The sequence below is a fragment of the Nocardia thailandica NBRC 100428 genome (assembly GCF_000308795.1).
Taxonomy (GTDB): Bacteria; Actinomycetota; Actinomycetes; order Mycobacteriales; family Mycobacteriaceae; genus Nocardia; species Nocardia thailandica.
The window spans coordinates 39506-57215 of record NZ_BAGK01000167.1; the positions used below are offsets into that span (position 1 = coordinate 39506).

A 17710-nucleotide genomic window follows, 5' to 3' on the forward strand; every position below is an offset into this window, starting at 1 on the left:
CACGACGCCGATGACGTAGCCAACGGCGAGGGAAATCCAGATCCAGATGTCCATCACGCCTCCTCGGAGAGAAGTTCGGCCGCGCGCTGCCGGATCGACTCGTCGGCGCGGACCAGGTAGTGGGCGAACCCCGTGTACAGCTGCTCGACGCTGCCCATCTGCATGGTCGGGTTCAGGTCGAATCGGAGCCCGTGGCCAGCGAGGTCGGTGACGAACTCCTCGAGCTCGGCGACACGGGCCTGCAACTCGACCATCGTCGGCGCTGGGGTGTCGACACGGCGGTACTTCGACCGCAGGCTGCTGTAGTTCGTGCGCCGCTCCCGAGTCGACCCGGAAGTGCCTTTCACCAGCAGCTCGCAATCCCACTTCGACGCGAACAGCATGTCCACCACGACAACCGCGCGTTTGCCGTCCTTCGATACCCACTCAGAACCGGGCAGGTCAGTGAAGTTCATCAGGCTGCCTTCCTTGGATTGGTGGCCGAAATGGCGCGGTAGTAGTCATCGGCAACCGCTTCGAAATCAAGTTCCGGGTGATGCCAGACGCGGCACCGTGCACGCGCGCACGCCAAGCAGGTCCGGCCGCCCTTCTTCTTCCACAGGGCCATGACGAGGTTCGGGTGCTCGAGAGGGTGGCCGCGCGGGCACTCGCGCTTGTTCACGTTGTGGTCTGTTCCGTGGCGCCGGCGGTCCCGCTGGTTCTCAGAGTGTGAGTCCCACCGGAGGTTGGACACCGCGTTGTTGCGCGGGTCACCGTCGTTGTGGCACACCTCCATTCCCTCGAACGGGCCGCCCAAGAACGCGATCGCAACGATGCGATGGACCAACGTCGCGGTGGACTTTCCGCGACTTGCCAGATGCACGCTCACATGGCCCAGCGCGTTGATGCCGATAGGCGCCAGGATCTGACCGCGTGAGGTGCGGAGCGCACCTCCACGACACCGGACCAGTCGATCCAACGACCGGACTCGGCCAGCGTCTGAAACCTCGTACTGCCCCTCGTAGCCGACTACCGGCAGCCACGTCTCAGAAGTCGTCATGGTCAGGCACCCCCAGCCGCATCAGCGGGACGCCAAGTCGGTACCAGAGGCGGCACACGGAAAGTCTGTCGTCGAATGCGCCCAGCACGTGAAAGCGATTCCGGATGTGCTCGTCAAACAAGCCGCTTTTCACCAGGTAGTCCGGCCGTTTGTCGCCCGCGGCGCGCATGTGCAGCTCGGTGAACATGACGCCGTGGTTGAGCAGCCAGTCGGCGGTCTCGGTCATGCAGTCGGAGTCGCGGCCGGACAGCACGATGATCGCGGAGTCGGCGGCCAGCTTCTGCACGACCTCGATGGTGTGCGCGATCGGCAGGTCGTCCTTGACCCGGCTGTAGTCGTAGATGTCGCGGTCCGGGTGCTTCTGCGCGAGCGTCCCGTCGACATCCACGATCCACGCAGGCGGCAGCGACGGGTCGGGCTCGTAGGGCACCGGGTAGAAGTACAGGTCCGGGGACGGTTCGACCGGCGCCCACATCTTGCGCGGGAAGCGTTTGGCCAGCGCGCGGATCGCGTCCTCCCCCACCGTCCGGCCGCCATCCGCGCCGCGGGCGGCGTCACGGCGGACACATTCGTCTACGGGGGTTTCGAGGTCGATCACCTCGACGTCCGCGCCGTGCAGGGCGGCGAAGTTGGCCCAGCCGCGTGTCCACTGGGCGCGCAGGTTCATGGCGTCGACGAACACGTCGTAGCCGCCGTCGAGCAGGGCCGCTGCTTGGGCGCGTTCGGCTTTCGAGATGATCTCTTCCTGCGCGTGCGTGAGTCGGCCCTCCGCGGCGAACAGGGTGGCGCGCAGGTCGTCCCGCGACACCCGAGCCAGGTTGGGGTTGTCCGCGTGCATCCGCCGGAACAGGCTCGACTTCCCCGCCCCCGGCCAGCCGCGGGGAATGATCACCCGCGGGCTGGCCGGGACCGGGATCACGTCGACCAGATCGGTGGCGGTCATGCTGCGACCCCACCTTCGGCCTCCAGGTCGACGGTGTTCTCGTCGTCGAGGGCTTTCGTCTCGTGCTGGAGGAAGATCGGCGACTTGGCCTTCAGTGTGGTCGGGTGCAGGGTGTCGACGGTGCGGATGCACACGCCTTCGTCGACGAGCTTCTTCGACCCCGACAGCGGGACCGCCTGGCCGTAGCCCTCGTCGTAGTAGCGGCGGTCGATCCAGTCGGCGGGGTCGAAATCCTTGTGCGCCAACTCCGTCAACACCGGCACCGTCTTCAGGCCGAGGTTCGCGCACCACTCGACGAGCTGGCCCCACGCGAGGTCGGTGATCAGGCCCTGCGGGTTGACGTGCGCGACACGGTACACGTACAGGTCAGCCTCGCCCTGGGGGACGTTGTAGGTGTAGCCGGACTGGATCGGTTCGCCCTCGGGCGTCCAGCCGATGAGTTCGCCATAAACGACGAACCCCTCGGGAATCAGACCGTCGAGGCGACGCCCGTAGTGCGTCCAGACGTCGCCGTTGAAATCGGCTGCCGTATCAGTCTTTCCAGTTGCCCGCGCCAGCAGCTTCTTCAGCATGCTTCTTCCTCCGGTGATAGTCCTGCGAGTAGGTGTTTTCCGCGTCCTTGCACGGTTGGCAGCGGCAGGAGTAGAGGCCGTACATCGCGCGGGTGCCGTGCTGGACCCGCCCCTTTTCCTGTCGCCGTGGAGGTCGGGTCTCGTTGTGGGCCAACATCTCGCCGATACGGTTCGACCTTCGTGTACCCATGTACGGGAGAATCGCTGTCACGACGTTGAGCACCTCGCGACGGTTTCCGATTCGCCACGTGTATGCCTGCTTGCGCCCCTCACGGAGTGCCTCTGCGCGGACCGAGCCGTAGCCGACAACGTCGCAGAGGCGCTGGATGACATCTCGATCAGTCATCGTGCAGTTGACAGCAAGCCCACCGTTGCCCTTGATGAGGAAGCAGCCTTCCCCTTCAAGCAGTCCAGCGACCCAAGCGGTTTCTTCCGGGGTCAACGGTCCACCTTCGAACCATAGAAGTGGTTCTGCTCCGCCTTCGGGTCCTTGATGACCCTTCGGCTGCCGTACACGGTGTCGTAGATGTACTCGGCGACCGGCACCTTCAGCCAATGGGCGGCGAGCTTGTCACGCCAGGTCGGCTTCCGCTTCGCGATGGTGTTGCCGATCCGGATGCTCGTGCCGTGCAGCTTCTGGGTGATCACCACCCGCGCCTCCGGGTCGATCAGGTGTTCGTTGCCCCAGTAGCGGGTGGTGTCGTAGTGCTCGGGCAGGAACTTCGCGTCGACCCGCACGAACTTCTTGGTCGCCTTGGCCTGCGCCGACACCCGGCCGCTGCCCTTCACGGGCCGCTCGTACTTGCGGCAGATCTCGTGGTCGTCGAGGGCGTCGAAGGTGTCGCCTGGTCGCAGCTTCGTCACGTCGTACCCGGTGTAGGCCAGCGACTCGAGCGGCATGAACAGGGCGTCGCTGCGGTGGCCGCGGAGCTTGATCGCTCGGACGCGGCGGTTGCGCTCCAGGTAGCCCTTCTCGGCCTGGTCAGCGTTCAGGCTGGGCTCGCGGTGCAGGTTGTTGGCCCGCGCGTACTCCTCCGACAGCTGCGTCTCGGCCGTGAACACGACGCCGAGATCACCGGCGGCGCGGGTCTTGTCGACGATCGCCTGGTAGCCCAGCAGCGGCGCGCCGGCGATGTTGTCGCAGCCGGCCAGCTCGTTCACCGCGGGCAGCTGGACGACCACGGCCGCGTAGTTCGCGTTCTTGGGTGTGGTGAGTGCCATGCCCGAAACAGTACGTTACGGTCCAATGCATTGCAATGCCGTTTACTGTATTGGATTATCGCAGGTTGAGCAGCATAACGTTGTCCGCTATCGACCTGTCGTCCATGTCCAGGATGTGCACCTCGGTCCGGTAGTCGCGGCCGATGAGCGGCGCGTCGAGGCGGCAGTGGTAGTGGCCCGCGAACAGGTGCTGCGGCCGGACTTCGTCGACGACGCGGGCGAGGAGTTCCCGGTGTCGTTGCGCGGCCGCGAGCTCCGCGTCCGGGAACCCGATCGGGTTGCCCTCGATGCTCGGGATGCGGACGCCGTCGGGGACGTCGTGGCAGATCATGATGTCGGCGTGCCCGCCGTTGGCCGCGGTGACCGCCTCGCCGATGGTGATGGTCTCGCGTGCCCACCACTCGCGGCTGGGGGTGCGCCAGGGCCGGTCGACGGAGTGCGCGCCGCCGAGCGCCAGGAACGACACCCCTGACCAGGTCCAGCGGTAGGTGCGGGGCAGGTAGTAGAGGCGGTCGCGTAGCGGGATCGCGGTGACACCGCGCTCGGCTTCGCGCGGATCGAGGTAGTCGTACGAGTCGTGGTTGCCGCCAACGAACCCGAGCGGCAGACGGGTCTCGCGGAGGACGCGTTCGACCCGGCCGAGGAACTTGGGGTGGAAGTCGTAGCCGAAGTCACCGACATGCAGGATCGCTTCGGCGCCTTGCTCGGCGGCGTAACGGATAGCGCGGGCGGCATGGTACTGGTTGCCGTGCCAATCTCCCGCTACCGCGATCCGCGACGGTTCGACCGTCTCCCAGCCCGTCATCGGTCGATCACCTTCATCGTGGCGGGCCCGTACCTGCGGGCCATGCCGGCGAGGTACTCGCGCCCGACCGGGTTGGCGGTGTGGACGCGGAGCACGGCGGGCCAGTAGTCCTCTTCGCAGAGGTAGCGGATGATCGGGCGGGTGGTGTCCTCGCCGCCGAGGTCGTGATCCAGCGACAACCCTTCGAACGGCTCGCCCTTCTCGCGGCACTGGTCGATGCGGCGGACCGCTTCCCGGAAATCGGTGATCAACTCCCAGCCCTCGGGTGCGGGCCGCTCGTCGTCGACGAACAGTCTCATCACTGACCCCACCCGAGTTGGCGGATGCGCCGCGCGCGGTCGCCGTAGAGTTCGCGGCGCGCTGCGCGTTCGAGGGCGGCGTCGTGGCGGCGGCAGATCCGGTACCCCCAGTGGTCGGGCACATCGGGCCAGTCGTCAGCGTCGTCGCACAGGTCCTGGTCGAGCGGCACCCGCAGCACCGAGTGCGCGATGTTGTCGGCCAGGCACCACCAGAACATGCCGGGGCAGTGGATGATCATGCAGCAGACTCAATCCTGAAGTTGCCGACGTCGCGGGCTTTCTGAATGAGTGCGCCGATCTCTCCCATATCGCACGACGGGTGCGACGCTTCGGCGAGGCGCTTGTTCAGGTGTGCGATCAGCACCTGCGGCGTCGTGATCTCAGTCAGATCGTTCACTGCGGTGTCCTCGAACGGGCTGGGGCAGGAGCAACCGGAATCGTCCGCCATGTACAGGCGGTGCGTGGTGCTGTCCTGCCATACGACCGTGTAGTCGAAGCAGTAGAAGCCGTCGGAGAAGTCGAGGGTGCCGACGATGGTGAGCCCGTACTGCTCGGGCGCGTAGTACATGTTCTCACGCATTGGGTTACTCCAGGATTCCGTTGGGGAGCGGCGCGCCGATGAGCGCACCGAGGAGCCGGTACTGTTCGGGCGCCCAGCTGGTTCCGCAGGCGATGCACTGTGCGGAGCTGAGATTCGCGCGCAGGGCGTAGGTGCGGACTTCTTCACCTGCACCGTTTCGCGTGGTGACATCTAAGGCACCGCAGGAGGGGCAGGCTGCCCGCAGCTCCCACTCTCGTTCCTCGTCCAGCAGCGCACGCACCCGCCGCGCCCACTCGTGCACCTGCCGTGTCATCCGCCGTACAGCAGCGAGATCCTCAGGCGCCCACGGGTGGTCGGCCAGCGCGTACAGCCGGCGCGGTGTCACAGCCCGGCCGGGCACGCTGGCCTGTCCGATCGACCACTCCCCTACCCGGCGGTCGATCACCTCGAGCAGCGATAGCGCGTCAGCCCAGCCGGGCGCGCGGGAGCCGGGTTCGGGCCGGCGGGCGCCGCTGCCGTCCTGCTGCTGGCCGTGGGTGGATTCGGCGAGCTGGTCGTAGAGCGAGTCGATCGGGACCGATACCTGGCGGCCGTCGCGCTCGACGCGTTCTACCTGCATGCCGACGAGGGCGTGGACGGCGTCGGCCAGCGCGCGGCGGTGGCCGACGACCAGATCGTCTTCACTCACGCTGCTCGTCCTCTGGTTCGGTCTTGCCCCACGGATAGCCGCAGGCGGAGACGATCGTTTCGGGGTAGTCCGTCGTGCTGGTGACGAACTCGCCGGTGTGGACCAGGCCGCCGTTCGCGTACTCCGGTAGATCGGTCATGTCGTGCTCCGTGGGTCGGGTGCGGTGCTCGCGCGGGCGCGGCCTGGGATGTTTCAACGGCCCGCCGTGTAGCGCAGGCGCATCATCGCTGCGACCTTGTCGATGCTCTTCGCGGCGTCGAACGCGTCAGCGATGTCGACGCAGGCGACCATCGGCTTGCCGCGCATGGCGATCGGCCGTTGCCGTCGGTCGGCACGCCACAGGAACCAGACCGACGCGAGGCTGGCGGCGAGGGTGACTGTCGCGAATACAAACGCGGCAACGACGAGGGCGGTGGTCATGAATCGTTCTCCGTTTCGCCGAATAGGTCGGCGGGGGTGACTAGCCGGTGGGAATGCTGGAGGGCGTGCACGATTTGGAGAGCCCGAAATTCTTCGGGGGTGACGTGTCGGCCGCGCCAGATTTCGCATCCGTGGGATACGCAGATGAGTGCGATCACGCCTTTGTCAATCGGTGTCATCGAGACCCGCTGACGCCGCGATAACCGAGCCGAGAAACGTGGGCACCACGATCCACCAGACGAGAACGGCCAGGCCAGCGGCGGCGAGGCTAGTTGCAATCCGGCTCATCTGGCTCGTCCTCCGGGTCGCGGAACGGCACCCAGGGTCGGCCGGGCATGGTCGGGTCGAGGTATCCGGGCGGCTGATATTCGCGCGGGCTGTTCACGTCTTCGCGTTCGCTCATCACATTCCTCCATCTCACTCACAGAATATGGACGGAGTCAAACCCGATTAACACAGAAATGCCCGCCACCGAAAAGGTGACGGGCAATTCCTAGGATCGGTCAGGCCGCTTCGCGGAGAATGCGTTCCGCCGCCATCCGGACTTCGGGCCATCCCGGCGGCGGCGGCCCCTCGCCGTACAGCGCGTACAGCAGGATGTCGGTTCGCACGAACGCGTCGACGATCCCCGCGCGCCGCTGCTCTGCCTCGCACAGTGCACCGACGAGGTCGAGGAGCCTGCCGGCCTCGAGCGCGCGGGCCTGCCAGTGCGTGCAGGACTCCACCACCTCGGCCAGGCGCCGGTTCGTCGCCCGGTGGCTGTCGTCGATGGCCTCGGCGACATCGGCCGCGACCCGCCGTTCGGCCGACGCCTTGAGTGCACGCTCCTGCCAGAAGCGGCGCGACCTCCACACCACACGCAGCAGCCGACTGGCCTTCTGCCGCGCGCGGTCGTGACCGTAGATCACCGCCCCGTACAGGCGTGCCTGGTACGGGGAGATGTCGGGCTCATCCACGACGGCCACCGATCAGGCCGCGCTGCTCCCACGAGCTGATGTAGGTGTCGGTGAGCCAGCGGTCGATCGCGGCCTGGTCCGGCTCGGGCGGCAGGTCGGCCGAGACCGCGAGCTGGTTGAGCTGGTCGAGCAGGTCGGCCGCACGGTCGAGCGCTTCCTCCTTGGTGTGCTCGCCGCGGCGCAGCTCGGACAGCCAGGTGCGGTCGGGTTCAGGGATGGGGAGCGTGATACGGCTGGTGGTGAGCAGCTCCACGCCCTGGAGGCCGAGCCTGACCATGTGGTAGGCGAACTTGGTGTCGAATCCGTACACGTCGACCAGCTCGGGTCGATTGGTGTGCTTCTTCGACTTCACGCCGAGCAGCTGGTCTCGCTGGGAGATGAGGTACCCGCCGAACCGCTTCGCTACCTCGCGCGACAGCCAGCGTTCCGGGTACGCCTGGATGTCGCGGCCGATGTCGGTCTGGACGACGATCTCGGCGGGCGGAATGAACGCGAGCAGCAGGACCGTCGGGTTGCCTTGCGCTGCCAGCGCGCTCCACTTGCGCAGCGAATAGACGAGCAGGTCGAGGTCTCCAGTGCCGGATCGGTGGCCTTCGGGTTGGGTGCGGTAGATGTACTGCTCAAAGAGGGCACCGCCGCCCTTGGTGATCGGGAAGGTCATCGTGGGCGGTTCGATGCAGACCCCCATCTCGTCGCGGTCGTCGTTGCCGGTGGTGACGCCGTGCAGGCCGGAGCCGACCTGGCCGAGCAGGACGATTCCGTTGCGGGCGATCTCGGCGTTGCGGTCGCTGCCGTGCGACATGGTGTTCGTGGAGTTGTCGGGCCACTGGTAGGTGGTGGTCATGCTGCTGGGCCTTTCCGGGCGAGGTCGATCAGGGATTGCCGCCATGCGATGTCACGGCGTTCCGCGGCGATCTGCTGGTCGAGGTTGGCGTGGATCGGGGTCACGGACGCGACGCCGCGGACCATGGACAGGGCGGTGACGGTGGCGGTCGCCTCGTCCTCGCGCAGGTCGGTGTCGAGGACGATGACGTAGCCGGAGTGGCGTGCGCTCACGGTGTCTCGCTTTCGGTAGTCGAGGTGGCGGTGGATGCCGAACGCGGTGAGGGCTTCGGCGGCGGGGCCGGCCATGAGGTCGGACCAGGAGCAGCCGCTGCTGGCGATCACGACGTCGAGGCGGCGGGCCGCGAGTTGCTCGCGCCAGTCCGGGCGGTCGTCGACGACGGCGGCCGGGCCGGTGATGGTGACCGTGCGGGATTCGCGGCGCCGCTGGTCGGCTCGGCGTTGAGCCTTCGTGCGGCCGGGACCGGGGACCGGGCGAAGCGGTACGCCGCTGACGCGGACGATGTTGGCCTCGGTGTTCTCCAGCGATCGGCGTCCGCCCGACGGCGTGCCGACGATCCGCAGGATCCGGCCGGTCGCGGGCCAGCGGATCTGGTGGTGGCTGCGACCGTCGAAGCCGAGGTACTCCCAGCCGGTGGCTTGTGCACGGGCCAGGAGGTCTTTCACGTCCTTCTGGCTGGTCATGCCGCCGCCACCATTCCAGCCTCCCGGGCGGTCGCGCGGGCACTGCGCCAGCAGGATTCGACCCGGATCACGCGGGTTGCGAGGTGGGGCCGGTAGTAGCGGATGGCCTTGCGGGTCGGTCGAGGCAACCACGAGATCTCGGTGTCGAAGTAGGTCTCCATCGCGTGCCCGCCGCGGCCGGGGATCGGCGTGAGCGGCAGACCCCACACGGTCTCGCAGGTGCGGCGGATGAACGTCAATCCTTGCCACATGGCGCGGGTTTCACGGTCGCGTTCGGAGACGTCGTGGACGACGATTTCGTGGCCGAGGGCCATGGCCATCAGCAGGTCCGGGCCCGCGCTGGCGAGGACCTGCGGCCAGTGTTTGCCCTCGCACTGTGTGGACTGGATACGCGTGTAGTGGACGTCGACGCCGTGCAGGTGCGGGCACAGCAGGCCGCGGGTGAGGTTCGCGAAGTGGATGGTCACGGGGCGACCTCCGGCGGGAGCACGAACGCGGCCCACTTCGCCAGGCAGGGCATGGAGCAAAAGTGGTGGTCGTAGCCGAGGCCCTGGGTGATCACGATCCACGGCGCGGGCGGGGTGACGTCGTTCGCCCTGGTGACCATGACCGAGTTGCTGCAGGACTTGACCTCGCAGCAGTAGGCGATCATGCGGCACGCTCCACGACTTCCCAGGCGCTGGTGTGGATCTCGCGGCGCGTGACGACGACCTGATAGTCCGCGTCCAGCAGCTGCTTGCGGTGGGCCCAGACGTTGGTGCCGTCGGCGAGCAGGTGGAATTCCTCGCCGGTCTGCGGGTTGCGGTACATCAACCGGTACTCCGAGCGGGTGGTCGCGGTGTCGGTGAGCCGCGGCACGTAGGGCTCGTAGTCGTGGTCCATGGGGCCTCCGATGAGCCGGGCCAGGCGGCTGATGATCGTGGTCATGCTGCGTTCTCCTTGGTGCTGTAGGTGATTTCGAGCCACATGCGCCCGCCCTCGCCTTTGACGGGCGGGTGGATGACGGGTTCGGGTTTCCCCATGTAGCCGGGGGTGTCGTCGGGGACGAGGCCGTAGCCGGCGAAGTTCTTCCCGCCGGCGGCGAGGCCGTCGTAGATCGGTTTCGCGGTGGCGGTGAGGTTGTCGGTGTCACGGCGCCGTTTGTCGCGCGGCTGGTAGTGCAGCTGCACGGTCACGTAGTCCAGGCCGCGAGGAAGGTCGGCGTGGACGGCGAGCGCGACGGTGGTCTGCCGGATCTCGCGGATCTTCGCCGCCTTCGCCATGGCCGCGCCGCGCGTGTACCCGCGGTCGTTCATCGACAGGAGCGGGCGCGTCCAGGGCAGGTCGATCGTCACGGTGACGGTCACAGGGGCACCACCGTGCAGAAGCTGTCGAAGTCTGGGAATTCCCGCTGACAGTGCTTGCAGACAGCTCGGTAGCCGTCGGCCACGGCCCGCTCGAACAGGCCACGCAGCCTGTTGACGCATGGCGTGCACATCAGCATGTCGTCACAGCCGTGCTGGTTGACCCAACATGTCGCGGTCGGCCGATACCCGCCGTCATGTCGCCGATGGCCACACTCCGGTCGGAGGTCTTCGGCGTGCTCGATACTGATGTCGATGGCGGGGGCGGTCACGGCAGCCTCAGCGGGGTGAGCCGGAACAGCGCGTCGAGGTCGGTGAAGTCGGTGGCACAGACCAGGCAGCGCACGGTGCCGCCGTCGGCGATCAGGCCGCTGTAGTAGCTGTGGTCCCGCTGGAAGCAGTCCGTGCAGGTCAGGGTGTCCCAGCAGCCGTGCTGGTCGAGCCAGAAGTCGGCGGCCGGTGGGGTGTGCTGGTGTCGGCTGTCGCCACAGGTCGGCTGGAAGTCGAGGTGGTCGATGCCTTTCCGGCGGCGGGGCAGGATCCTCATGCTGCATGTCCTGACTGATCGGGGGCGGGTCGTTTGGTGGTGTGCCACTTGCGGCAGCGGCACAGGTAGACGCGGGTCGGGCGGGCGCCGGGCTTCTGCGCGCGCCAGAAGCGGGCGAGCGCGGCTTCGGCTTCGGCCTGGGTGCCGTGGCCCTTCTTGTGCGGGGTAGGGCAGGACCGGTCGCGGGCGGCGTCGATGGTGTGGCGGTAGAGCATCGCGGTCGCGGTCGCACGGTCGGGCCGGACTTCGGTGTGCCCGCACGTGCAGGTCGCAGCGTGGCTGCCGTTGTTGCGGCGGCGGACCGTGGCGAGGACGTGATCAGTCATCGGGCATCGTCCCTCCGGCGCGGAGCACGGCCAGGAGCTTGTCGAGGTCGAGTTTGGTGACGGCGGCGACGGCGATCACCTGGTCGGCCAGGTTGAGGACAATGCCGCGGGTGTCGCCGAGCTCGAGGATGATGTCGATGCCGGTCATGTCGCTGCGGCGGCGGGCGGCGACGATCGCGGCGGAGTCACGCATTGAATCCACCATGTCGGTCACGCCGCATCCCCGAATGCGCTGAGCTGGTCGGGGTTCGGCCGGTGGATGGGTTCCTTGTCGCGGTAGATCCGGCCGCCCCACACACCGGGCACACGAAGGCCGGACGCGGCTTCGAGCCTGGCGTGCAGGTCGCGGCAGAGCTGGCGCGTTTCGTCCGAGCAGGAGAAGCAGATGCCGGCGGCGCGTTTGCGGCGGGCCGCGGCAGCGAGCTTGTCTTCGCCGGGGAGCATCCAGTCCCACTGCGAACCGTGGTGGACGCGCATCCACTGCTCGTGTTCGACGCTGGTGCAGGGGGCGCCAGCGAACAGGTTCGGTTGCTTTTTCATGCGGCGTTCACCGCCGCGATGATCGGCGCGATGATGCATGCCACGAGAACGAGGAGGACGCCGGCAAGGGCGCCGATGAGGCGGAGGACGATCTGTTTTGTCACGTGTATCTCCTGGTAGTTGCCCATTTTGCGCCCCCTCGCTGATCTTGCATTACATTGCTTGACACTACGGTCTATTGCATTGGAATGCAAGAACATCGGCGATCCCGTTCCGTGGAAGTTGCCTCCTCGTGGCGGTGTGCAGTTACCGGCCAGTCACCTCGTAGCTGGTGGCGTGCTAGCGGTCTTTCGCGTAGCGCAGTGCCCAGCCGACGAATCCCCAGAAGCAGGCCAGGGCGAGCCCGGTGATCAGCCAGACCGGCCAGTCCGAGCCGGGCTCGCCGCGGGTTGCGAGCACGTCGAGGACGAGATGGTCGGTCATGCGACGCGTCCGTACCGGTTGCGGCTCGCCTTGGATGCCCGTGCGGCGCTCGCGGCGCGCCGGATGCGGGCGATCTGCACGTTCGGGTTCACGGGTTGGGGCTTTCGACCTTCGGCCGCGGTGCGTGCCGCGCAGATGGCGTGCAGCTTCGTGAGGTAGTCGTCGATCGCGAGGTCCATCGCCGTGCCGCGGCGGGAGTAGTCGGCGATTTCGGCGGCGTCTTCGACGGCCCGGTATTCGGGCGAGTTGTAGTCGAGCCCTCCGTGTCGGGTCATGACAGGTGTCCTTTCGAGTCGAGGGTGAGCGGGCCGGTGAGCTGGTCGAAGGCTCGGCGTTCGGCGGCGGCGATCTGGTCCTCGAGCCATGCGCGTGCGGTCTTGTCGTCGGCCGCGCCGATCACGAAGATCGACTCGTCCTCGATGAGGCCGAGGAGTTCGCCGGCGACGGTGTCGGCGTAACGGATTCGTCCGGTGTCGAGTTCTTCGACCTGGATCTGGCCGTAGGTGCCGCAGGGGTCACCGATCCAGCGGTAGCGACCGGAAAGGGTGATCGCCCACCCGCCGATGCACTGCTCGATCGCACCGCCCTCGGCCCGGTGCCGGAAGTAGGACTGGTTGTGGGTGGAGCGGTGCCGCGTGATCTGGGTGTGGATCTTGCGGAGCAGGGGCAGGCGATCATCCATGGTGCTCACCGTTTCGTGTGGTTCAGGTTGGTGTGTCAGGCGCTGTCGGCGAGGTAGTCGGCCAGCGCTTCGATTTGCGCGGCGGCCTTCTCGGTATTACCGCTGGTGAGGCTGTGCCGGATTTCGTCGAGACGACCGACCAGCTTGCCGAGGATGACCGTGGGGATCGGCGTGGGACCGATCAGGCGGTCGATCTCCCGGATTCGCTCGAGCGCGACTTGTTCGAGGCGAAGCCGCCTACGCTTGCGGTCGCTGGCTTCCTGCTTCGCCAGGAGGTACGCCCGTGTGGGGGTAGTGGGATGCCGGCCGGGGTGGGCAGCCAGGATGGCGTTCTCGTGTCCGTTCTGCAGTTTGATGGACTCGGAGATGCCGACCAGCTCATGTCGCCAACGGCGCAGGTTTTCGCGCCTGCGCAGGATCTTGCAGCTGGTTCCGGCGCCGAATCGGTCCCGCAGGTCTTGGTTGACCATCGCCCGGAAGTCGGTGTCGCTGTATTCGCTCAAGACGGTTCACTCCGCTGAAGGTGCGTGTAGAGCTGCGCGCAGCCGCCGTCGCGGGTGGCGCGCAGGAGGGTTCCGTTGTGGCAGCCGCCTTCGCTGACGACTGCCATGGCCTCGGCGAACAGGGCGCGCGCGTCTTCGACGTCGACCGCGGCGATGTAGACGCTGATACCGGTGTCGGTCATGTCAGGCCTCCTGTCGGCGGTAGGCGGTCAGTCGGCAGTGGATGCCCCAGTAAGTGGGGTGGTAGGGCGCCTGGCCGATCTCCACCCAGCCGGTGGCGAGGGCCTGGTAGAAGGCGTCGTCGGCTGTGCAGCCGCCGTCCGCTTCGCCCGCGAAGATCACCGTGTCCCCGCTGTAGTGGCTGAGCGCGGCGGCAGCCATCGGGTCGTCGTAGGGCGGCCAGACGAGCAGCAGGGCACGGTCCGGGTGCAGCCCGGCCGCAGCTTCATCGCCGATCTGTACGTCTGCCCACTGCTGCTCGACCTCCCACGACTTGTTGTCGTAGGCCGCGACATCGACGCCGAGCTGCCGCAACTGCCACGCCCAATATCCGGCCCCGGCCCCGATCTCGACCATGTCCCGTCCGCCGAGGTGCGCCTTGATCCACAGCAGGTCCGCGGGGGAAGGGATCGACCAGGCGAAGGTCTTGCACATTTCGCTGCGGTTCGCTGTCGGGTAAGGCCGCCGCGGCGAGAACCAGCCAACCTGCCACTCGTCGTCGCCGGGCCATGCGGGCTCGTTGCGGGCCATCAACCGAATGAGCTGCCAATAGGGATTGTCCGTGCCGACGTGGACGTCGAGTTCGGTGTTGGCGAACATCGGGTAGGCCGTGTCGCGCCTGGCACCGTTGAGCAGGGTGAGGGCGTCGTCGATGCCGCAGTTGTAGGTGTCGTGGCCGATGCTGAAGGTGACCTTCACGCTGGTGTTCATGCCGCGTCCGCCTGCCCGATGTAGGAGACGTAGGTGACACGGTTGCGGGTGCTGGCGGTGAACTCGCCGGCGGGGAGCTGCTTGTACGCGCCGCGGCGCACCATGGCGCCGATGTTGTAGCAGGTGTTCTTGCCGGTGGTCGGGAACGGCCACGCCTTCCACATGCCGGGATTCCGGCGCAGGGTGAGGGCGAAGCGTTCGAGGGTGGCGTGGCTCTTGTTTTCGGTCTTGGGCAGCTCGGCGAGCAGTGCGTTCTTGGTCATGGCTGGCGCATCCTCCTTCGGGGTGTGGTCGGGTTGGCTGGTAGGGGCGGCGCCCGAGAGATGTGAGGGTCGATCTCGGGCGCCGCGCTCCTCGCTCCCCTATGGGCGGCCGTCGCGCGCTGGCGTTCTGGTGGAGCGCCGCGGTCGCGCAGGGAAGGTCTCGGTTAGCCCTCGCCGGCGAGGACGGGCGGGCTGTCGGTGTCGCGGGGGACGGTGGCGAAGTGCGCGGCGAGCGGGTCGCGGCCGAGCTGGGCGAGCAGGCGTTTCACGGGGATCTGGTCGCGCTTCCACCAGACGCGGGCGTGACGGCCGAGCGTGTTCACCAGGACACCTCCTCGTTGAGGTCGACCCGCAATCGCTGCTGCGGCCCGGGCAGGCAGCAGGCGTCGCCGAGGAGGTCGTGAAATTCTTTGCGGCCGAACGTCTTGGACGGGAACGTGACCTGCGGACCGCGGCCACCATCGCCTGCGGACAGGTCGAACAGGCCATCACCGATCTTGCGGGCGCCACGGACGTTGATCTGTCCGGTCATCAACCAGAAGAAGGCGTCGGCTTCTCGGTAGAGGGGGTAGATGCCCGGCTGAACGGAGACATGGGTGGCGAGCGGTTCGTCCGCGAGCGCCGCGTCGAGCGGGTAGATCCGCCACTTCAGGATCTCCACGGTGCCGATCTCTCGGATGTCCGCGCCGGACTGCGTGTCGGTCATTTCGTGGCTCCGTACTTCTGCGCGATGGCGTAGGCGCGGTCGGCGAAGTCGGGGTCGCCGAGCCAGCGGAGGTCGTGGGCAAGGGATTCGACTTCGCCGATGAGCTGCGTCATCCGGTTGCGGCGGGCGGCGAGAGACAGGAGGAGAGCGAGCACGGTCATCACAGGCCGCCTTCCGCGAAGCATCCGCAGCCGGGGCAGTGGTGCTGGAACATGCCAGGCCGCCACGTGGCGCGGTTGTCGAGCCGGTAGCCGTTCGGGAGGATGACTTCGTGGCCGCTGCGGTTGTAGAGCGGTCGGCCCTGCCGGATCGCTGCGCTGATCCGCCAGGTGTCGCTCGGATGGAACGCCTGGCCAGTGAGGCAGTCGGTGCAGCCGCAGCCTTCGGGATCGATACCGAAACCGTTGTCCTTGAAATCGGTTTTGAGCCAAATGCCGTCGCGGCGGCCGTCGTAGTCGCTCATGCCCGGCCGCCCTTCTCGGTGTCCGCATCGGTCAGGTGGTTTCGGGCGGCGAGCGCGGCGGCGAGGTAGCGGGCCTGCACGCTGTTGGGCTCGGCCAGCCAGCTGGCCTGGGAGCCGAGGCTGTTGAGCGCGCAGTAGATGGCCAGCGCGAGCCGCTCCAGTTCGGGATCCCAGATGGACTCTTCGAAGTGGTCGGGTTTCACGGGTTCTCCTGGTGGTCTTCGAGGTAGGCGTCGCAGCGGTCGCGGAGTTCGCGGACCTGCGGCGGGGTGAGGTCGGCGCGGAGTTTCGGGCCGGGACCGGTGGCGTTGGTGGCGACGCGCAGGTGCATGTGGGCGTCGCCGGGTTCGGCGATGACTTCGACCGCGTAGCCGTCGCGGTCGACGAGCGGGGCGTCGCCGTAGAGGGTTTCGCCCCGCGCGTCGTGGCGGGTGTTCACGCCGCCGCCTGCGCCGGGGTTGCGTATCGCAGGTACCAGCCGTTGACCACGACCTTGATGTAGACGTCGTCCTCGTGGGCGAACGGTGCCGTCTCGTCGAGGATCTGGTCGAGCGCGGCCTTCGCGTGCTCGAAGCAGAACGCTTCCTCGACCACGCTGAGCGAGATCGGGGCGTCGGTGTCCTCGTCGTAGGCGATGCGCGTCCAGTCGACGTGGACCGACGCGGTGACCGAGTCGCCGTGACGGCAACCGCCTTCGTGGCATTCGGTGCCGACGAAGTCCTCGCCGTTCCAGTCGGTGTCGAGGCTGACGCGCGGGTCCTTCTCGGGGAGGCCGAGGGCTTCGCGGACCTGGGTTTCGGTGAGCATGGTGTCGCCTTTCAGGCAGCGGCGGCCGGGGCCGCGAGGAGGACTTCGTGGACGGTGACGTCGGGGCAGGCGCTGATCAGGGCGAGGGTGTCGATGGCCTCGGCCGCGTGCTCCATGCACAGGTGGTGGGTGTCGGTCCAGGCGCCCGCGCTGTGCGAGTGCTCGACCTCGATGCGGACGAGGGCGTCGTAGGGGCACTCGTCGCACTCGCCGTAGATGACGCCCGGCTCGCGGGTGGTGAAGCCGCGGAAGTCGGTGGCGGTGACGCCGAGGAGGTCGGCGATGGCCTGGGTGGCGGTCACGCCGCCACCTCCAGCGGGGTCTCGGCGAACTCGCAGTAGGTGACGCGCTCGCCGGTGCGGATGTCGCGCCAGGTCTGGCAGTCCTCGTGCCCGCAGGTGGGGCGGGGGTCCGTGGTGCTCACGCGGGGTCCTTTCGTCGGCGGTTCCGGAGGGCCATCCGGTTTCAATACGTCGTAATCTAATCCAATGCATTGGACTACGCAAGGGCCTCGCGCGTCGAGCTTTCCGAGTTCACCACCTCGGCACGCCCCACCCCTCGGCCAGGGACGGCCCGACCAGCGCGATTCATCTGCACATATGCGGCCACAGCGGCTTGCCGGCGCATGCGTCAGGTAACGATCGAGGCAACGCCGTCCAATATCTTGCGTTCTATTCCAATGCACCGTAATGTCGTCGTCAGCGGAACACGCCGCACCAGCCCCCACCGACACGGAAGGCCCCGAGATGATCACCACCACCTACCGCCGCACCCGCGCCGCCCGCCTGGCTGCGGCCCGCATCATCGGCAAGCGCCTCGCCGGTGCCCAGGCCGTCCGCCTGGTCCGCGCCCTGCGCTCCCTCAACGGTGTGTGGGTGTCCGGCCAGATCGAGCGAGGCGAGATCATCACCGTGTCGCAGGCCATGACCGCCCTCGGCGCCGACGCCGAGCTGGTGCGCCGCTTCGCCTCCCACGCGGGCAAGCGGATCAAGGCCGCCTGGATCGCCCACCACGGCGCGCACGAGCCGATGCGGATCTGGAAGTTCGTGCACGACCGCCCCCGCCAGGTCGCCGCCTACAAGCCCGCCGACCCCGCCATCCGCGACGGCCTCGCCGCCTACGACCGCACCGCCCACCTCGTCGCCGCCTGACACCCCCACCCGGCC

The 17710-nt window shown here is 67.6% G+C and carries 44 protein-coding genes; 1 reads left to right on the forward strand and 43 read right to left on the reverse strand.

The window, feature by feature from the left end; all coding sequences use genetic code 11:
* Positions 1-53 precede the first annotated feature (53 nt).
* The 43 genes from ON36_RS17575 to ON36_RS36655 form a co-directional block, all read right to left on the reverse strand.
* Complete coding sequence (locus ON36_RS17575) at positions 54-455, reverse strand: hypothetical protein (RefSeq protein WP_043654410.1); 402 nt, start codon at positions 453-455, stop codon at positions 54-56.
* Positions 455-1039: an NUMOD4 motif-containing HNH endonuclease gene (locus ON36_RS33610; RefSeq protein WP_083885199.1), complete on the reverse strand. Its 585-nt coding sequence runs from the start codon at positions 1037-1039 to the stop codon at positions 455-457. Before ON36_RS33610 ends, ON36_RS17575 begins: the two co-directional genes overlap by 1 nt.
* Positions 1026-1982 (reverse strand): phosphatase domain-containing protein, encoded by a 957-nt coding sequence (locus ON36_RS17585; protein WP_052314089.1) that lies wholly within the window; start codon positions 1980-1982, stop codon positions 1026-1028. Before ON36_RS17585 ends, ON36_RS33610 begins: the two co-directional genes overlap by 14 nt.
* A complete protein-coding gene (locus tag ON36_RS17590; RefSeq protein ID WP_245558117.1) occupies positions 1979-2554 on the reverse strand; it encodes an RNA ligase family protein in 576 nt (191 codons plus the stop codon). The genes ON36_RS17585 and ON36_RS17590 overlap by 4 nt, the downstream gene beginning before the upstream one ends.
* Complete coding sequence (locus ON36_RS34830) at positions 2514-2996, reverse strand: hypothetical protein (protein ID WP_157224912.1); 483 nt, start codon at positions 2994-2996, stop codon at positions 2514-2516. Before ON36_RS34830 ends, ON36_RS17590 begins: the two co-directional genes overlap by 41 nt.
* Positions 2993-3775 (reverse strand): hypothetical protein, encoded by a 783-nt coding sequence (locus ON36_RS17595; protein ID WP_174377581.1) that lies wholly within the window; start codon positions 3773-3775, stop codon positions 2993-2995. Before ON36_RS17595 ends, ON36_RS34830 begins: the two co-directional genes overlap by 4 nt.
* 55 nt (positions 3776-3830) lie before the next feature.
* On the reverse strand, positions 3831-4580 hold the full coding sequence (locus tag ON36_RS17600; protein ID WP_052314090.1) for a metallophosphoesterase family protein: 750 nt from the start codon (positions 4578-4580) through the stop codon (positions 3831-3833).
* A complete protein-coding gene (locus ON36_RS17605; protein WP_043654413.1) occupies positions 4577-4879 on the reverse strand; it encodes a cyclic-phosphate processing receiver domain-containing protein in 303 nt (100 codons plus the stop codon). Before ON36_RS17605 ends, ON36_RS17600 begins: the two co-directional genes overlap by 4 nt.
* Complete coding sequence (locus tag ON36_RS17610; protein WP_043654416.1) at positions 4879-5118, reverse strand: hypothetical protein; 240 nt, start codon at positions 5116-5118, stop codon at positions 4879-4881. The genes ON36_RS17605 and ON36_RS17610 overlap by 1 nt, the downstream gene beginning before the upstream one ends.
* On the reverse strand, positions 5115-5459 hold the full coding sequence (locus ON36_RS17615; RefSeq protein ID WP_043654418.1) for a DUF7574 domain-containing protein: 345 nt from the start codon (positions 5457-5459) through the stop codon (positions 5115-5117). Before ON36_RS17615 ends, ON36_RS17610 begins: the two co-directional genes overlap by 4 nt.
* Before the next feature lie 4 nt (positions 5460-5463).
* Positions 5464-6108 (reverse strand): DUF7341 domain-containing protein, encoded by a 645-nt coding sequence (locus ON36_RS17620; protein WP_043654420.1) that lies wholly within the window; start codon positions 6106-6108, stop codon positions 5464-5466.
* Positions 6101-6247: a hypothetical protein gene (locus ON36_RS34835; protein ID WP_157224913.1), complete on the reverse strand. Its 147-nt coding sequence runs from the start codon at positions 6245-6247 to the stop codon at positions 6101-6103. Before ON36_RS34835 ends, ON36_RS17620 begins: the two co-directional genes overlap by 8 nt.
* A 53-nt stretch (positions 6248-6300) precedes the next feature.
* Positions 6301-6528 carry a hypothetical protein gene (locus ON36_RS17625; protein WP_043654424.1) on the reverse strand — a complete coding sequence of 76 codons (228 nt, stop codon included), beginning with the start codon at positions 6526-6528 and terminating at the stop codon, positions 6301-6303.
* Positions 6529-6796: 268 nt separating this feature from the next.
* Positions 6797-6931 carry a hypothetical protein gene (locus ON36_RS36645; protein WP_281004866.1) on the reverse strand — a complete coding sequence of 45 codons (135 nt, stop codon included), beginning with the start codon at positions 6929-6931 and terminating at the stop codon, positions 6797-6799.
* A 100-nt stretch (positions 6932-7031) separates the two neighbouring features.
* A complete protein-coding gene (locus ON36_RS17630; protein WP_043654427.1) occupies positions 7032-7484 on the reverse strand; it encodes a hypothetical protein in 453 nt (150 codons plus the stop codon).
* The gene (locus ON36_RS17635) at positions 7477-8328 is read right to left on the reverse strand and encodes a DNA polymerase beta superfamily protein (protein ID WP_245558118.1); all 852 of its coding nucleotides are present in this window, start codon (positions 8326-8328) and stop codon (positions 7477-7479) included. Before ON36_RS17635 ends, ON36_RS17630 begins: the two co-directional genes overlap by 8 nt.
* The gene (locus ON36_RS17640; RefSeq protein WP_043654429.1) at positions 8325-9011 is read right to left on the reverse strand and encodes a hypothetical protein; all 687 of its coding nucleotides are present in this window, start codon (positions 9009-9011) and stop codon (positions 8325-8327) included. The genes ON36_RS17635 and ON36_RS17640 overlap by 4 nt, the downstream gene beginning before the upstream one ends.
* Positions 9008-9478 (reverse strand): hypothetical protein, encoded by a 471-nt coding sequence (locus ON36_RS17645; RefSeq protein WP_043654432.1) that lies wholly within the window; start codon positions 9476-9478, stop codon positions 9008-9010. The genes ON36_RS17640 and ON36_RS17645 overlap by 4 nt, the downstream gene beginning before the upstream one ends.
* Positions 9475-9663 carry a hypothetical protein gene (locus ON36_RS17650; RefSeq protein ID WP_043654435.1) on the reverse strand — a complete coding sequence of 63 codons (189 nt, stop codon included), beginning with the start codon at positions 9661-9663 and terminating at the stop codon, positions 9475-9477. Before ON36_RS17650 ends, ON36_RS17645 begins: the two co-directional genes overlap by 4 nt.
* A complete protein-coding gene (locus ON36_RS17655; RefSeq protein WP_043654438.1) occupies positions 9660-9938 on the reverse strand; it encodes a hypothetical protein in 279 nt (92 codons plus the stop codon). The genes ON36_RS17650 and ON36_RS17655 overlap by 4 nt, the downstream gene beginning before the upstream one ends.
* Positions 9935-10357: a RusA family crossover junction endodeoxyribonuclease gene (locus ON36_RS17660; protein WP_245558119.1), complete on the reverse strand. Its 423-nt coding sequence runs from the start codon at positions 10355-10357 to the stop codon at positions 9935-9937. Before ON36_RS17660 ends, ON36_RS17655 begins: the two co-directional genes overlap by 4 nt.
* A complete protein-coding gene (locus tag ON36_RS35485) occupies positions 10354-10626 on the reverse strand; it encodes a hypothetical protein (protein WP_169334709.1) in 273 nt (90 codons plus the stop codon). Before ON36_RS35485 ends, ON36_RS17660 begins: the two co-directional genes overlap by 4 nt.
* Positions 10623-10901, reverse strand: a complete 279-nt coding sequence (locus ON36_RS17665) for a hypothetical protein (RefSeq protein ID WP_043654441.1) — start codon at positions 10899-10901, stop codon at positions 10623-10625. Before ON36_RS17665 ends, ON36_RS35485 begins: the two co-directional genes overlap by 4 nt.
* On the reverse strand, positions 10898-11227 hold the full coding sequence (locus ON36_RS17670) for a hypothetical protein (protein WP_043654443.1): 330 nt from the start codon (positions 11225-11227) through the stop codon (positions 10898-10900). The genes ON36_RS17665 and ON36_RS17670 overlap by 4 nt, the downstream gene beginning before the upstream one ends.
* Positions 11220-11420: a hypothetical protein gene (locus tag ON36_RS17675; protein WP_043654446.1), complete on the reverse strand. Its 201-nt coding sequence runs from the start codon at positions 11418-11420 to the stop codon at positions 11220-11222. Before ON36_RS17675 ends, ON36_RS17670 begins: the two co-directional genes overlap by 8 nt.
* A gap of 17 nt (positions 11421-11437) precedes the next feature.
* Positions 11438-11806, reverse strand: coding sequence for a hypothetical protein (locus ON36_RS17680; protein ID WP_157224914.1), 369 nt, complete (start codon positions 11804-11806; stop codon positions 11438-11440).
* Positions 11764-11895, reverse strand: coding sequence for a hypothetical protein (locus ON36_RS36650; protein ID WP_281004867.1), 132 nt, complete (start codon positions 11893-11895; stop codon positions 11764-11766). Before ON36_RS36650 ends, ON36_RS17680 begins: the two co-directional genes overlap by 43 nt.
* Before the next feature lie 151 nt (positions 11896-12046).
* Entirely contained in the window at positions 12047-12190 is a 144-nt protein-coding gene (locus ON36_RS34840; protein ID WP_157224915.1) for a hypothetical protein, read from the reverse strand.
* Positions 12187-12465: a hypothetical protein gene (locus ON36_RS17685; protein ID WP_043654452.1), complete on the reverse strand. Its 279-nt coding sequence runs from the start codon at positions 12463-12465 to the stop codon at positions 12187-12189. The genes ON36_RS34840 and ON36_RS17685 overlap by 4 nt, the downstream gene beginning before the upstream one ends.
* The gene (locus ON36_RS17690; protein WP_043654455.1) at positions 12462-12872 is read right to left on the reverse strand and encodes a hypothetical protein; all 411 of its coding nucleotides are present in this window, start codon (positions 12870-12872) and stop codon (positions 12462-12464) included. Before ON36_RS17690 ends, ON36_RS17685 begins: the two co-directional genes overlap by 4 nt.
* A gap of 35 nt (positions 12873-12907) precedes the next feature.
* On the reverse strand, positions 12908-13375 hold the full coding sequence (locus ON36_RS17695) for a hypothetical protein (protein ID WP_043654458.1): 468 nt from the start codon (positions 13373-13375) through the stop codon (positions 12908-12910).
* The gene (locus ON36_RS17700) at positions 13372-13557 is read right to left on the reverse strand and encodes a hypothetical protein (protein ID WP_043654461.1); all 186 of its coding nucleotides are present in this window, start codon (positions 13555-13557) and stop codon (positions 13372-13374) included. Before ON36_RS17700 ends, ON36_RS17695 begins: the two co-directional genes overlap by 4 nt.
* Before the next feature lies 1 nt (position 13558).
* On the reverse strand, positions 13559-14305 hold the full coding sequence (locus tag ON36_RS32815; protein WP_052314091.1) for a class I SAM-dependent methyltransferase: 747 nt from the start codon (positions 14303-14305) through the stop codon (positions 13559-13561).
* Positions 14302-14568, reverse strand: a complete 267-nt coding sequence (locus ON36_RS17710; protein ID WP_052314092.1) for a hypothetical protein — start codon at positions 14566-14568, stop codon at positions 14302-14304. Before ON36_RS17710 ends, ON36_RS32815 begins: the two co-directional genes overlap by 4 nt.
* A 164-nt stretch (positions 14569-14732) precedes the next feature.
* Positions 14733-14891 (reverse strand): hypothetical protein, encoded by a 159-nt coding sequence (locus ON36_RS34845; protein WP_157224916.1) that lies wholly within the window; start codon positions 14889-14891, stop codon positions 14733-14735.
* Positions 14888-15274 (reverse strand): hypothetical protein, encoded by a 387-nt coding sequence (locus tag ON36_RS17715; RefSeq protein ID WP_043654464.1) that lies wholly within the window; start codon positions 15272-15274, stop codon positions 14888-14890. The genes ON36_RS34845 and ON36_RS17715 overlap by 4 nt, the downstream gene beginning before the upstream one ends.
* Entirely contained in the window at positions 15271-15435 is a 165-nt protein-coding gene (locus ON36_RS34850; RefSeq protein ID WP_157224917.1) for a hypothetical protein, read from the reverse strand. The genes ON36_RS17715 and ON36_RS34850 overlap by 4 nt, the downstream gene beginning before the upstream one ends.
* Positions 15435-15737 carry a hypothetical protein gene (locus ON36_RS17720; protein WP_043654467.1) on the reverse strand — a complete coding sequence of 101 codons (303 nt, stop codon included), beginning with the start codon at positions 15735-15737 and terminating at the stop codon, positions 15435-15437. Before ON36_RS17720 ends, ON36_RS34850 begins: the two co-directional genes overlap by 1 nt.
* On the reverse strand, positions 15734-15940 hold the full coding sequence (locus ON36_RS17725; RefSeq protein ID WP_043654470.1) for a hypothetical protein: 207 nt from the start codon (positions 15938-15940) through the stop codon (positions 15734-15736). Before ON36_RS17725 ends, ON36_RS17720 begins: the two co-directional genes overlap by 4 nt.
* Positions 15937-16176: a hypothetical protein gene (locus ON36_RS17730; protein ID WP_043654474.1), complete on the reverse strand. Its 240-nt coding sequence runs from the start codon at positions 16174-16176 to the stop codon at positions 15937-15939. Before ON36_RS17730 ends, ON36_RS17725 begins: the two co-directional genes overlap by 4 nt.
* Positions 16173-16544 (reverse strand): hypothetical protein, encoded by a 372-nt coding sequence (locus tag ON36_RS17735; protein WP_043654476.1) that lies wholly within the window; start codon positions 16542-16544, stop codon positions 16173-16175. Before ON36_RS17735 ends, ON36_RS17730 begins: the two co-directional genes overlap by 4 nt.
* A gap of 11 nt (positions 16545-16555) precedes the next feature.
* Entirely contained in the window at positions 16556-16846 is a 291-nt protein-coding gene (locus ON36_RS17740; protein WP_043654478.1) for a hypothetical protein, read from the reverse strand.
* The gene (locus ON36_RS36655; protein WP_281004868.1) at positions 16843-16968 is read right to left on the reverse strand and encodes a hypothetical protein; all 126 of its coding nucleotides are present in this window, start codon (positions 16966-16968) and stop codon (positions 16843-16845) included. The genes ON36_RS17740 and ON36_RS36655 overlap by 4 nt, the downstream gene beginning before the upstream one ends.
* A 322-nt stretch (positions 16969-17290) precedes the next feature.
* Between ON36_RS36655 and ON36_RS17745 the strand changes: the two genes are divergently transcribed.
* A complete protein-coding gene (locus tag ON36_RS17745; protein ID WP_043654481.1) occupies positions 17291-17695 on the forward strand; it encodes a hypothetical protein in 405 nt (134 codons plus the stop codon).
* Positions 17696-17710: the final 15 nt, after the last annotated feature.